Annotated in this window: 12 protein-coding genes; 11 read left to right on the top strand and 1 reads right to left on the bottom strand. The window is 38.7% G+C overall.

What is annotated here, in order from left to right:
• Positions 1-426: 426 nt before the first annotated feature.
• The 5 genes from FCR06_RS11965 to rpsN all read left to right on the top strand — a co-directional run bounded on the left by FCR06_RS11965 (position 427) and on the right by rpsN (position 5,195).
• Positions 427-1,005, top strand: a complete 579-nt coding sequence (locus FCR06_RS11965; RefSeq protein ID WP_138499869.1) for a DUF3611 family protein — start codon at positions 427-429, stop codon at positions 1,003-1,005.
• Between the two features lie 473 nt (positions 1,006-1,478).
• Positions 1,479-2,759, top strand: coding sequence for a serine--tRNA ligase (gene serS, locus FCR06_RS11960; protein ID WP_138499867.1), 1,281 nt, complete (start codon positions 1,479-1,481; stop codon positions 2,757-2,759).
• A gap of 140 nt (positions 2,760-2,899) precedes the next feature.
• Positions 2,900-4,000 (top strand): RIP metalloprotease RseP, encoded by a 1,101-nt coding sequence (gene rseP, locus FCR06_RS11955; protein ID WP_138499865.1) that lies wholly within the window; start codon positions 2,900-2,902, stop codon positions 3,998-4,000.
• Positions 4,001-4,020: 20 nt separating this feature from the next.
• A complete protein-coding gene (gene nth, locus FCR06_RS11950) occupies positions 4,021-4,692 on the top strand; it encodes an endonuclease III (protein ID WP_138499863.1) in 672 nt (223 codons plus the stop codon).
• Between the two features lie 200 nt (positions 4,693-4,892).
• Positions 4,893-5,195: a 30S ribosomal protein S14 gene (gene rpsN, locus FCR06_RS11945; protein ID WP_138499861.1), complete on the top strand. Its 303-nt coding sequence runs from the start codon at positions 4,893-4,895 to the stop codon at positions 5,193-5,195.
• A 48-nt stretch (positions 5,196-5,243) separates the two neighbouring features.
• On the opposite strand, the gene FCR06_RS11940 is transcribed toward rpsN, so the two are convergent.
• The gene (locus tag FCR06_RS11940) at positions 5,244-5,573 is read right to left on the bottom strand and encodes a hypothetical protein (RefSeq protein ID WP_138499859.1); all 330 of its coding nucleotides are present in this window, start codon (positions 5,571-5,573) and stop codon (positions 5,244-5,246) included.
• A gap of 89 nt (positions 5,574-5,662) precedes the next feature.
• Between FCR06_RS11940 and aat the strand changes: the two genes are divergently transcribed.
• The 6 genes from aat (at position 5,663) to FCR06_RS11910 (ending at position 13,849) form a co-directional block, all read left to right on the top strand.
• Entirely contained in the window at positions 5,663-6,238 is a 576-nt protein-coding gene (aat, locus tag FCR06_RS11935) for a leucyl/phenylalanyl-tRNA--protein transferase (RefSeq protein ID WP_138499857.1), read from the top strand.
• 609 nt (positions 6,239-6,847) lie between these two features.
• Positions 6,848-8,311 (top strand): sigma-70 family RNA polymerase sigma factor, encoded by a 1,464-nt coding sequence (locus tag FCR06_RS11930; RefSeq protein ID WP_189523392.1) that lies wholly within the window; start codon positions 6,848-6,850, stop codon positions 8,309-8,311.
• 68 nt (positions 8,312-8,379) lie between these two features.
• Complete coding sequence (locus tag FCR06_RS11925; RefSeq protein WP_189523391.1) at positions 8,380-9,594, top strand: DUF1822 family protein; 1,215 nt, start codon at positions 8,380-8,382, stop codon at positions 9,592-9,594.
• Entirely contained in the window at positions 9,591-12,008 is a 2,418-nt protein-coding gene (locus FCR06_RS11920) for a CHASE2 domain-containing protein (protein ID WP_138499851.1), read from the top strand. Before FCR06_RS11925 ends, FCR06_RS11920 begins: the two co-directional genes overlap by 4 nt.
• Before the next feature lie 139 nt (positions 12,009-12,147).
• Entirely contained in the window at positions 12,148-12,894 is a 747-nt protein-coding gene (locus tag FCR06_RS11915) for a DUF928 domain-containing protein (RefSeq protein ID WP_138499849.1), read from the top strand.
• A 364-nt stretch (positions 12,895-13,258) separates the two neighbouring features.
• Positions 13,259-13,849, top strand: coding sequence for a helix-turn-helix domain-containing protein (locus FCR06_RS11910; protein ID WP_138499847.1), 591 nt, complete (start codon positions 13,259-13,261; stop codon positions 13,847-13,849).
• The last annotated feature ends 9 nt before the right edge of the window (positions 13,850-13,858 follow it).

Below are 13,858 nucleotides of genomic sequence, written 5' to 3'. Positions count from 1 at the left end.
ATTTTTCCAAAACAAATTTTAAAAATTTAAGCGAAAAAATATGTTTAGTTCAAAGTGCTACGCCTTTGGACATAGCTGAGCAGTAACTATTACTGATTTTCTAGACTTGAGATCCTCTAGTGCTATCTAGTAAATGTGATAATAAATTTATCAAAAGCAGCCTAAGTGAGGAAAAACAAAACGAATACACCAGGAGATACTCTGACGCTTTCAAGAAACACAGTAAGTGAGGAAGAAAGTGTTTGTTCGATCCATAACTGATTGTAGTTAGCGTCAGGGAGTTGCTTTTAAAGAACTTTTTGCATCAAACTGTCATAGGATTCAAAATATCCACACGGACAGTGCAGCCTCACTATGAATGAAAAAACAATTTCTTTCTTTACTGCTTGTCTTTGTTAAAAGCACCCAGCACATTGGTGATTCAACATGTCACAAACTCCCAATGCCTCGTCATCTTCCTCTAATCTCCGGGCAATTGCCCAAACCTTCCGCCTTGCAGGCTGGATTAGCTTTTGGATTCAGCTAGTGTTAGGTGTTGTTTCTGCCATAATTGTGCTGCTGTTTGGCATCTTTAATCAAAGAGCTGGCAGTCCTAATAATAATCCTGGGACTGGCTTTGGCGTATTTTTAGCAGTTTGTGGACTGGTTATTTTAGGTGTAGGCATTTATTTAGCTTACCGCTACACCAGAATTGGCAAACAACTGGAATCTTCCAATCCCAGCAACCGCCCTCGCAAAAGCGAGACTGTGCAAATATTACGCTTAGGACTATGGCTGAATTTAGGAGGAATACTGGTGACTCTTTTGGGAGCGCAGGCGATCGTTGGTACGCTAGTAGCAAGATCTATATCTCCCCAAGCGATAACTACCCAATTTTTTGATCCCACCCGAATTATTAGCGGTCTAGATATGCTTGTTGTACAGGCAAATACCAACACTGTATCAGCCCACTTTGCAGGACTTGTGGGGTCGCTTTGGTTACTCAATCGTATCAACAAAGCGTAAAAAGTATAGTTTTTATCAAAAGTTTAGCCAAAAATCTATACTTCTTTTGACTGATTTTATGGACTAATTTTCTCTTTTTACTGAAACCTTAAATAGTAAATAATTCAAATGTATATTCTGTACTTTGGCAAAATATTTAAAATATAGCGTAAGTGGTAACATTAGTTGCTGATATTAACATCCACCTATAAGCTGATATCAGAAGTTTTATCAGACCTGTTATATAGTTAATAGCTACCACTGATATTTTTCACTTTCTCATGCAAGGATTGCAATAGCTACCTTCACCTGCCAATACTCCGCACTTTAGAAAATCAGAGAATTAACATTAAATTTTGATTTTAAATTTTCTAGCCGTGGCAAGATTGGCAGAACAAAATTTTTATGTTTGCTTTTCTGCTCATAGCAAGGCAAAATCAGTATATGCTGGGGTGTTGGCAGGAAGATAATAGGCTATAAACTGAGAAAAATCTGTGCTGGATATCAAGCAAATACGGGAAAATCCGCAATTAGTTCAAGAACTATTGAACAGTCGTAGTGGTAAATACGACATTGAACCGATATTACAGTTAGATCGGCAACAACGGCAACTAGAGGGAACGCGCAGTCAACTCCAAGCCCGTAGCAACGAAATTGGTAAAATTGTTGGGCAAAAGCTAAAATCTGGTATCGATGCTCAAGACCCAGAAATCCAAGCCTTACGGGATGAAGGTAACTCTGTCAAAGCTAGATTGGGCGAACTCGAACCCCGGGAAAAACACTTGAAAGCTGAAATTGTCCAGCTTGTTTTAGCACTTCCCAACTTACCAAGCGACTCTACACCCATTGGTAAGAATGAGGAAGATAATGTAGAAGTGCGGCGTTGGGGTGATGAGTATATTCCCCAAAACCCGAATATTCTTCCTCATTGGGAAATAGGTGAAAAGCTAGGTATTATTAATGTTGAGCGATCTGTGAAAATTGCCCAAAGCCGCTTTGTGACATTGATAGGTGCTGGCGCAGCACTGGAAAGGGCATTAATTCAATTTATGCTGAATATTCATACTCAAGCTGGGTATGTGGAAGTTAGTCCACCGCTGTTGGTAAATACTGACTCTTTGACGGGGACTGGTCAGTTACCTAAGTTTGCTGAAGAAAGCTTTAAATGCGCTGATGACGACTTGTGGCTGATTCCCACAGCGGAGGTTCCACTTACTAACCTTTATCGGGGCGAAATTATTGCTGCTGAAGATTTGCCTATCTACTACTGTGCTTATACTCCCTGTTTTCGCCGGGAAGCTGGTAGTTATGGGCGAGATATGCGGGGTTTAATTCGTCTGCATCAGTTTAACAAAGTGGAACTGGTAAAATTTGTTGAACCTAGCAGTTCTTTTGATGAACTAGAAAAATTGGTGGGGAATGCAGAAGCAATTTTACAGGCTTTGCAGTTGCCTTATCGAGTAGTAAATCTCAGTACTGGAGATTTGGGATTTTCTTCTACCAAAACCTATGATTTAGAGGTTTGGTTGCCTTCTTCTCGAAAATACCGCGAAATTTCCAGCTGTTCAAATATTATCGACTTTCAGGCGCGACGGGCTGATATTCGTTTTAAACAAGCGGGGAAGAAGGGGACTCAGTTTGTGCATACTCTCAACGGTTCGGGTTTAGCGGTGGGAAGGACGATGGCAGCAATTTTGGAAAATTATCAACAAGCTGATGGGACAGTAAGGATACCAGAAGCGCTGCAACCTTATTTGGGACGGGAAGTTTTGTAATTAGTCATTAGTCATTGGTCATTTGTCGTTTGTTAGTTAACAATAACCAATGCCCAATGCCTTGTTTGGTTCATGCCCAATCCTTCATGCCCAATTAGAATGGAGATAACTATAGCTTAATATTTTCACTAATTTGCTCTATGTCAGTTTTAGCAGCGATCGCAGTCTTGGCTGTTCTGATCTTGGTACACGAACTGGGACATTTTGTTGCAGCACGTTCTCAAGGTATTCTCGTTAACCGCTTTTCTTTGGGTTTTGGGCCAGTCCTTTGGAAGTATCAAGGATCGCAAACTGAATATGCTGTCCGCGCTTTTCCTTTGGGTGGCTTCGTGGGCTTCCCGGATGATGACCCCGATAGCGATATTCCACCCAATGACCCGAATCTGCTGCGTAACCGTCCAATTTTAGATCGGGCGATCGTCATCAGTGCCGGAGTGATAGCAAATTTAATATTTGCGTACTTAGTATTAGCTCTGCAATTGGGTATTGTGGGTATTCCCAAAGAATTAAACTATCAACCTGGTGTCATTGTACAGCCTGTTAATCAAGAGTCTATTGCCTACCAAGCAGGGATTAGAGAAGGAGATATTATTGTGGCTGTAAACGGGAAGGAACTTCCTGCTTCTGATAAGTCAACAGCTTTGCTAACAAAAGAAATTCAAACTCATCCCAATCAGCAAATCGAACTCAAAATTCAGCGTCAAAATCAACAACAATCTCTGAAATTAACACCAAAACTGGGAGCTGATGGTAAAGGTGTAGTTGGTGTGGCACTTAGTCCAAATGCTACAGCAATTTATCGCCGTCCTAACAGTCCTTTTGAAATTTTCGGAATTGCTGCCAACAGGTTTCAACAATTATTTGTGGGAACACTCAGTGGTTTTGGGCAGTTGATTACTAACTTTCAACAAACTGTAGGACAAGTTTCGGGGCCAGTTAATATTGTCAAAATAGGCGCACAATTGGCTGCTGATAATAGCGCAAATCTCTTGTCTTTTGCAGCAATTATCAGTATAAATTTGGCTATTATTAACATTTTGCCTTTACCAGCTTTGGATGGAGGACAACTCGCCTTTCTATTAATTGAAGGTCTGCGCGGTAAGCCTGTGCCTGCTCGGATTCAAGAAAGTGTGATGCAAACTGGTTTAATGCTACTCTTAGGACTAGGGATTTTTCTGATAGTCAAAGAAACTACCCAATTAACTAGTCAATTAGAGTGGGTACAAAAGTTACTCCAGTAAGCGTGAGGTGAAAGTAGGAAGTGAGGAGTAGGGAAAAGCAAGTTTTATCTTTAAAGCAAAAGGCGGTAGAGATTCTCTCTCGACTGAAGCGTCTTTATCCAGATGCTACTTGCTCTTTGAACTACTCAACACCAGTACAATTGTTGGTGGCAACGATTCTGTCGGCTCAATGTACTGATGAGCGAGTCAATAAAGTCACCCCAGCATTATTTAGTCGGTTTCCGGATGCAGCGAGTTTAGCGATCGCCGACTTAGGAGAATTAGAAAACTTGGTGCATTCCACAGGATTTTATCGCAATAAAGCCAAAAACATCCAAGCCGCCTGTCGAATGATTGTCACCGAGTTTGACTCTGTTGTTCCCAACCAAATGGAACAGTTGTTAAAGCTTCCAGGTGTGGCGCGGAAAACAGCAAATGTAGTCCTTGCTCACGCTTATGGTATTAATGCTGGGGTGACGGTAGATACTCACGTCAAGCGTCTGAGCGAGCGTTTGGGTTTAACCGAGCATAAAGATCCCGGTTTGATTGAGCAAGATTTAATCGGTTTATTGCCGCAATCAGATTGGGAGAATTGGTCAATTCGACTGATTTATCACGGTCGCACTATTTGTAAAGCCCGCTCTCCTGCCTGCATTGCTTGCGAACTTGCTGATTTATGTCCTGCTGCGAATAAGCCAGTAATTGTAGGGTAGTCTTGGTCAGGGGGGACGCAAATAGAGAAAGACGCGGGGACGGGGAGAGGTTAAGAAAAAACTCCTCTTGCATGTCCTTGCGTTGACTTGTGTCTGGATGAATTTCAATTTGACAGACTAGTGGAGAATATTAAGTAACCTAGAATTGAAAAGAAGACTGTAGAATGGAAAATGCTGTCTTTAAATAAGTTAGAGAATATATGGCAAAAAAGAGCATGATTGAGCGCGAGAAAAAACGCGCCAAATTGGTAGAAAAATATGCTGACAAGCGGGAAGCTCTGTTAGAAGAGTTCAAAAGTGCAGAATCTCCCCTTGATAAGCTAGAAATCCATCGGCAAATTCAACAGCTACCTCGGAATAGTGCGCCCAGCCGCCGCCGTAACCGTTGCTGGTTGACTGGTCGTTCTAGAGGTGTTTACCGCGATTTTGGGCTGTCTCGAAATGTGCTACGGGAATGGGCACATGAAGGTCTTTTACCTGGAGTGGTTAAGTCTAGTTGGTAGTTATTAGTCAATAACAAAGGACAAATGACAATGGACAACTGACAAAAATTATTGACCACAACACTTATCAATTCCCAGACTTTCTAAGAGTAGATCGCTGACGGCGTTAGCGATCGCAAACTCTCCATAGAAACTATTAGAAAAATCATACGACTGCATCTCTGTGACAATGGCAATTACCAGAGAACCAAGGTCGTTTTCTCCTTCCATCCGTTGACGCACGAAAATCTGTGCGGCTCGTTGAGCAATCTTTTGGTTAACTGCTTCTGGAATAAATTCTTCATCCAGCCACCGCAGCAGACGTTCTCGCAACCATTCACCTTCGAGTTGCGGATTTTCGGGACGTGGTAGGGTGATAGGTGGGATCGGTTCAGTCATTTTTTTATCTTCAACGCAGAGTGGATGTAGAGGAACGCAGAGAATGACTGCTAGTATCAAATTGCGTTTCTCTAATATTTTTTATACTTATGCAATATGATATCGCTGCCATTATTCAAGGTTATGCTCAAGGCTATTTTCTCATGGCTGATGAGTGTGATCGCCTCAATTGGTTCGGAAGTCGTGAGCGGACTTTTATCCCGTTGGATGAGAGGTTTCGCTACCCCAAGTCTTTGGGGCGTGTTCTCAATCAAGAGCGTTTTAGTGTGGCGATTAATCAAGATTTTCCCGCTGTAGTCGCTGGCTGTGCTAACCGCGAAGTAACTTGGATTTCACCAGAATTGCAAAAGATTTACTGGCTACTTTACCAGACTGGTTACGCTTATAGTTTTGAAACTTGGCAAGGTGATGAACTAGCTGGGGGAATTTTAGGAATTGTCATTGGTGGTGCTTTCATTGGTGAGTCGATGTTTTACCGCATTCCTGATGGTTCAAAAGTGGCAATGGTCAAGTTGGTAGAAAGATTACGCCAGAGGAAATTTGTATTTTTTGATGCCCAAATGATGAACCCCCATTTGCAAAGGTTTGGCGCTTATCGAGTAGGAGATGAAGAATATCAAGGTTTACTTCAGCAAGCATTGGATCGTCGCTGTACTTTAGTGTAGAGATATAAAGAAGCTAAATTTGTAGCTTTTTGGATGACACTGCATAAATCCTCTAAGGTCGCCCCAACATTAAAGTAAGAAACTTAACTCTTGTTTTGAATATCATGCTTAACAAGCCGCAGTCTCATCAGACTTTAATAATTAGTATGATTTTATACTAGTTATTAAAGTCTTTGCAATAAATCTGTGTAGAAGCGGATAGGTGTACATTTATAACCATAGATTTGTTACATTCTTATTTTAAATTGGTATTACTGATAATCACTTTGAACTCTCCATCTGTCACAATTAATTACTTTTACTGATATTAATAGTTACAACGTAACATTACCTGATGTTGGACAAATTGTGACACTTAGCAGGAGACAAACATGATGTAAGCACAGGCTACCTACCTATACCTGCTATTCGATTTAACAGATATTGGCAAGGTTTTAGATCACACCAGAGTTAGGCTATTTTTTATACGGTTTATTAAGTAAAAAAACCAGAAAAATCAACCTTGAAGCGTGTGTAAATTAGGTCAAAATGTTAAATCAGTTACCCGTGTTATCTCGCCTTGAGCACTTAGTTCATCGATTCTATATGTACATGACTGTAGATAATTCAATGAGTCGTAGAGCAATTCAATGGAGACCTGAACTACATTTACAGCGCAATATTGATTTATATAAAACTCAACATCAGCAGTTTGCAGCATTATTGAATCAAAAAAGTGAGCAAGGCTTAGTTCAGTTCTGGCTTGATATGGCGCTTAATAACTTGCCCTCAAAGTATAATTGGGAGCCAGAAAACCGTATCCAAAAAGCATGGGAGCATCTAAGTTTGTATTGTGAGGAAAGTTGCTATCGTGCTGCTTCACAAGTATGGAAAGAGAACCAGTCTAAATGTTGGGAAGAATATATTTTTTTCGCGAGATGCTTAGTTTATGACCCTGTGAAACTTCGGGAAATTTTGACGAAGTATAACCCAACTATTTCGCCACTTTACGCTTATATGATTGAAGTTTTACGAAAAACTATTAAAGAGCAGGGTGCAGTTGCCAAATTTTCTAAATGGCGGTTGTTGTGTAAAAAAAGTCACAAAGAACTTAAAGAAGCCCTAATTCGATATGGTATATATGAACCGGAGGTTTCCAGATTTTTGTTTGCGCGTAAATATTTTAAACAAATTTATCAATTCAATAAAATTCAAAACCCTGTAACTCGTAGCGGACAACGTTGGGTAGAACCAGACAGCAATGACTTTCAAGAAGCAGCAGAATATTACAATGCTGAAAAACTACTAGCTATAGCACCGCATCAAGTAGCAGTCGGTAAAGATGTGACTAGAGAACAACTGCAAGGATGGATGGAAATTTGCATTACTGCTTTGCGAAATTATCCGCAATCAATTACCCCAAGTATTTCTTTGGAAGTAATAGATGCAGTTAGTTATAAAATTGAGTCAGATAAAAGTTCTTACCTGGAAATAGAAGATTCCCCACCTGAGCAAGAAAGCCTTTGTCAGCGAACACAGGCGATATTAAAACATGAATTACTAACGCTTAATGAAGACCAACAAGAAATTCTATATTTGTATTATGGATTGGAATGGAATCAAAAACAAATTGCTGGCAAATTTGCAGTTACGCAAGGAGCGATCGCACGCCGTTTACAAACTATTGAACGTAGGCTAATTAATGCAATATATTCATTAAAGCAACCGCCACAATGGGTTACAGGATATGTAACAACGTGGTTGAAGTATAATTACGAAACTCCGGATCATTCTGATTTAATTCATGCAGCGTTGGTTACAGCCGTCAAACGACTGAACACTCAATCTCAGGATTTATTACGACTTTACTACGGGTACAAACTAGATATTGATACTATTAGTAAACAACTTTATATTATCCCAGATATAGTGAATGAATTACTCTACCAAACAAATTATGAATTAGAACTTGCATTACTTAAAGAACTGGATTTAATGATTATAAAGTTTTTAAAAATCTGGCTAATTAAACAATATAAATATATCCCCAAGGATAATATATGCTTACAAGCTCAACAGTTAACATTGACCTAAAATTTACCAAAAATGTTATGATGTATACATTTTATAATAGATACAATAATAAACAAACCAAATTAGCTTTGAACAACCAATTATTGTTGCAAATACCTACCTCTATACAACAGCAAGCTTGGAAAGAGGCACAACAGCATTCTCATAAAATAGCACAGTACAATGCTTATTTGAATCGAGTTTGCTTATATACATTTTTAAGCTGGTTAAATTACGAATCTGATGAAGCGTTCTCTAATTCTTCAATTTATCCTAGTGAAGAAGGCTTATACAGCATTTTAGAAATAGTAAATGGTGTTGCAATCGGGATTGGTAGGCGGCGAATTCTACTTATCCCTTACGAAAACATAGATTCAGAATCACTGCGAGTTCCTCAAGAGTGGCTAGATATCCCCACTTTAGTAAGTGACTATTACTTAGCCGTAGAGGTTGATTTAGAACCAAATCCAGAGGAATGTACATTAACAATACAGGGGTTTGCGACACACCGTCAAATCAAACAGTTGGGCAAGTACGAACCACGCGATCGCACTTATATATTACCAATACACAAGTTAACCAAAAGCCTCACAGTTATGCAGCTAACATTAGATATGCAAATGCGTGAGGAAATCCCAGAATTACCAATTTTATCTGAGCTTGATGCTCAAAATTTCTTAGAGTTGTTAGGAGATGCATCTATTTATTCTCCACGTTTGCGAGTCGATATTCCATTTGCACAGTGGGCAGCACTAATCAATAATGATGAATGGCGACAACAGTTATATCAGCGACGGATAGGTAGATTGGTGACAAAAAGTCAAGTAAAAACAAACAACTTGAGCAAATGGTTACAAAATTCCTTCGATAATGGTTGGCAATCTCTAAACACACTATTTAATCAAGAATCTAGAAATTTACCTTATAGTTTCAGATACCATGAGATAGCAGCTAAAGGTACATCTGTAGACGCTATCAAACTCATAGATTTGGAAATGCGATTGAGTAATCAATCAGTTGCACTTTTGATTGGCTTGACACCAGAAAATGATAGGATAGCTGTGCGCGTCCAACTGCATCCAGCTCAAGGAAAAACTTACTTACCATTTAATATCAAACTAGTTTTAATTTCTCAATCAGATTCTATAATTCAAGAAATTAAATCGCGGACTCAAGATAACTTTATTCAATTGAAACGATTTATTTGTCCAGCAGGTAAAATATTTAAAATTCAGGTGAGTATTGATGAGTTAAGTGTGACTGAAGAATTCTTAATTGAACCACTTACATTTACACAGCAATGAGTAAGTTAGTTATCTTAAACCTGGGAAAAGGTAACTTGCACTCAGGCTTTCCTTTTGTGAGTGTTCAGTTATTCGATGAGAAGTCACTTGACGGGCATCTACAAGAAGAAGGTAATTCACAATGGAACCAATTTCAAGGTAATTTACCAGCTAGCCTAACTCTTGTTGACCTATATCGGCGTTGGCAATTATTATATGAGTTAATCTACGAATTTCGTTATATAAATGTAGGTTTACGTCAATCTCAGCCTAGCGATGAAGATATCAAAATTGATGATGCTGATGTGACTCACTTTTCTGATGTAGATTTTTATGAAGTATGTCAGGAGTTACAAAAGCAAATTGATATCTGGCTAGATGCTGAAGAGTTTCGCCACATTGAGCGCCAATTACGAATGCAATTGAGCAGCGATGATGAAATCCGTTTTATTATTCAAACAGAAGATATATTGCTTAGAAAACTTCCTTGGCATCTTTGGTGTTTTTTTAGTGATTATCCTAAAGCAGAAGTTGGTTTAAGTTCCATCGAATTTGAAACTATAACTCAGGTGACAAAATATACGCAACAAGTAAAAATATTAGCAGTTTTAGGTGAGAGTAAAGGAATAAATATTGATGCAGATAGGAGAATCTTAGAAAGTTTACCATCTGCTAAAACAGTATTTTTAGTAGAACCCAAACATTCAGAACTAGATACAATTCTTTGGGATAACCAAGGATGGAATATTTTATACTTTGCTGGTCATAGTTATAGTAGTTATGAAAAAAATAGTGGATATATACATATCAATAAAAATGAATATCTAAATATCAGTTATTTGACTAATGCTTTAAAAAAAGCTTTGAAAAATGGTTTACAAATAGCAATTTTTAACTCTTGTGATGGTTTTGTATTAGCACAAAAATTAGAGAATTTGCATATTCCCCAAATTATTATCATGCGTGAAAGAATACCGGATCAAGTAGCGCAGGAGTTTTTGAAGAACTTTTTAATAAATTTTGCTCAAGGTGAATCATTTTATTTATCAGTACGACATGCACGAGAAAAGTTACAGGGTTTAGAAAGTGAATTTCCGGCTGCAAGTTGGTTGCCAGTAATTTGTCAAAATCCAGCAGTCATTTCACCTACTTGGGAAAAATTAAGAGATAAAAACCAGGAAATCAAGAAATATACTTCACATTATTCACAGCAGTTAAAACTTAATTCTAAAGTATTATTTTTCAGTTTAGTTGTCACGATTGTAGTGATATTAATTAGATGTTTAGGGTTATTCCAGTATGCAGAAATAAAAGCATTTGACTATCTAATGCAGATGCGATCACCGGAATCAGAAGATAGTCGTCTATTAATTGTTGGTGCAGATGAAAAGGATATCCGCACCTATGGTTATCCACTGCCAGATACTATAATAAATCAGCTTTTAGACAAATTGCAGCAGCATCAACCCGCAGCTGTTGGCTTGAGCATTGTCCGCGATTCACCTGTACCGATTAACGATACAGTTAATCATCAAGGACTAATTAATCATTTTCGTAAAAATCATAATTTAATCGGTATATGTACATTCAATAATAGTCCTGAACAAAGCATTTCACCTCCATCTCCAAGTCCAGAAATTCAAGTAGGTTTTGTTGACTTATACAATGATAAAGAGCAAACTAACAACCAAGATACAACAGTCCGGCGCTATCTTTTATCCCGGAGCGAAAATCCGATATCTGAAGCTTCTCCTTGTACTGCAAAATATTCGTTTGCTTGGCAATTAGCATATCAATATCTCAATGCTAAAAAAATTCCAGTAACAACCTTTAAAGATGATTGGAAATTAGGCACATCTGTCATCAAACGTCTAGAAAAATCTAGCGGTGGATATCAAAACTTAGATGCACGGGGAAATCAACTGCTGATTAATTATCGCCATACTTTAGACCCAATTCATATTGCTCAACAAGTCACCATAAGAGATATTTTGAATGCCGATGGCGATCGCTTTAACCCTGCTTGGGTGAAAGATAGAGTTGTCCTCATCGGTGTTGTTGCACCAAGCGTCAAAGACCCGCATCAGACACCCTATGGTGAAATGCGATCGCTTTACATTCATGCCCATGTCGTTAGTCAATTACTCAGTACCGTCGAAGACCACAGACCACTATTATGGTGGCTACCAAAATGGAGTGAAACCCTATGGATATTTTGCTGGTCACTGACGGGAAGTATTGTGGTTTGGCATGTGAAAATCTCACTTCACCGAGGCTTGGCACTTTGTATATGCGGTGCTATCTTATACGGAATCTGCTGGAGTATCTTCTCTTTGGGCGGATGGATACCATTGATTCCAGGAATTACCGCTTTGGTCGTACCTTGGGGTGTTATCTGGGTGAGTAATGCGGTTTACAGCAGACTGTATCGCTAAACAAAAAACATTAATTTTTGAATAAAACTACAGATAAACACCGATAGATTATCTGTGCGCTAATGAATTTCTGCAGGCTGATTTTCGCCGCTCAAATTTTATGCATATTTACTGATGACATCAAAAGTAAACAACAGACATGAAACAAGCTGAGATTTTTGTTAGGTTTATTTATGCTGGTATTTTGACGTTAGCTGTACAAGGAGTTAAACAACCAAATTTATCTGCAACTTCCCCGCCACCACAACCACCTACTACAGGTACGCCGAAAGGAAATTCGACACCCGGAACAACACGCCCAGAAGCGACGTGCAAGCAAACAAACAAACCCCTGACAGTGCTTAACGCCAACAATGGTAACGATTTTACAGCCTCTCCATATCCCAGCTTTTGGTTTTACGTCCCTTACAGCCAGGACGATGTTAAACATGCAGAATTTTTACTACTTGATGGGCAAGAACACAAAACTATTTACCAAACAACAATTAAGCTGACTACAAAACCAGGACTGCTCAAAATTACCCTACCCACAAATTCCCAAAACTTACTAGATCTCAACCAAAATTACCGTTGGTATTTGCTGGTCAACTGTTATACCAGTCGTAGTAATGAACCGGATATCGTTGTCGATGGCTGGATACAACGCAAAATAATTGACGTTCGGCGTTTGCAAAATCTCCAAACAGACGAGTCACAAAAACTTCTTTTTTATACTAAAAATAATCTTTGGTATGATGCAGTCAATGATGTGGCAGAATTGCATTTCCAATACCCAAATGATGCAGGTATTCAAGCAGCTTGGAATAATTTACTCAAAGAATTAGGCAAAGAATCATTAGCACAAGAAGCATTCATTGGTTCGATAATGCTTTCAACTCAGCAGTGATGTACTAATCTAAACTTCCGCCTGTACGAAAGTACCAAATATACCTCAAAAGCCTGTGTTGAGAGGAATACAGGCTTTGATATTCGCATAAATGGCATATGCATTCTCATTTAGCTCTGATTTTATTTGATGAGGATGATTGGAAACAAGCTCAAATTAAACAAGAATGTATTGTCAAGGTAAATTCGAGTGATAACAGTAAACTCTGAATCAAAATCCTTGAAATTATTGCAATCCATGGCACACAAATTTTGTCAACGGGGGAAGTTGAGCATAAAATTGTTTTCTTAAAAATCATACTACCCTCATATTGCTATCATTTTGTCCCCAAATAAAGTAGTAGGACATAAAATATAGCCGAAATATGGAGCAAAGCAATCAGTTTAACTCAGAAAATTTCTCTATTCAGCAAAATTACCTGACTTCCTTCCAGCGAAAAGCACTGCAAAAAATTTTAGAACAAGAAGACTTATCTAAAAAATACCGTCAGCGCATCCAAATCATGCTGTTAGCAGATGAAGGAAAAACGCAGAGTCAAATCTGTCAATTACTAAACTGTTCGCGGGTGACAGTCCGACACTGGCTTTTGATAGCTAAATCAGGTGAAGCTCACAATTGGAACTCCTTTCCTCTTGGTAGACCAAAAATAGTCAGTAACCAGTATCAGGAGCGATTGAAGGAATTAATAAGCCATAGTCCAAAAGATTTTGGCTATCCATTTCGGTGTTGGACAGCACAATGGTTAAGCAAGCATCTAGCAAAGGAATTGGGTATTGAAGTAGGTGTTCGTCACATCAATCGTCTGCTCAAAGACATGGGTTTATCTACTCGACCTACTCCTGTACAAGCCAATGAATTGAAACACAATAACAGTGATAATCGGCTTGTGATTAACGATTTAACAGAAACCTCAGAACCCAATCCTGGTCTGTGGCAATTTCATTTAATCAATTGAGATTGCAAC

Origin of the sequence: Nostoc sp. PA-18-2419 (assembly GCF_005869855.1) — a bacterium.
Taxonomy (GTDB): Bacteria; Cyanobacteriota; Cyanobacteriia; order Cyanobacteriales; family Nostocaceae; genus Nostoc.
Note: the sequence above shows the minus strand (reverse complement) of the source record. Positions and strands in the feature narration are given on the sequence as shown.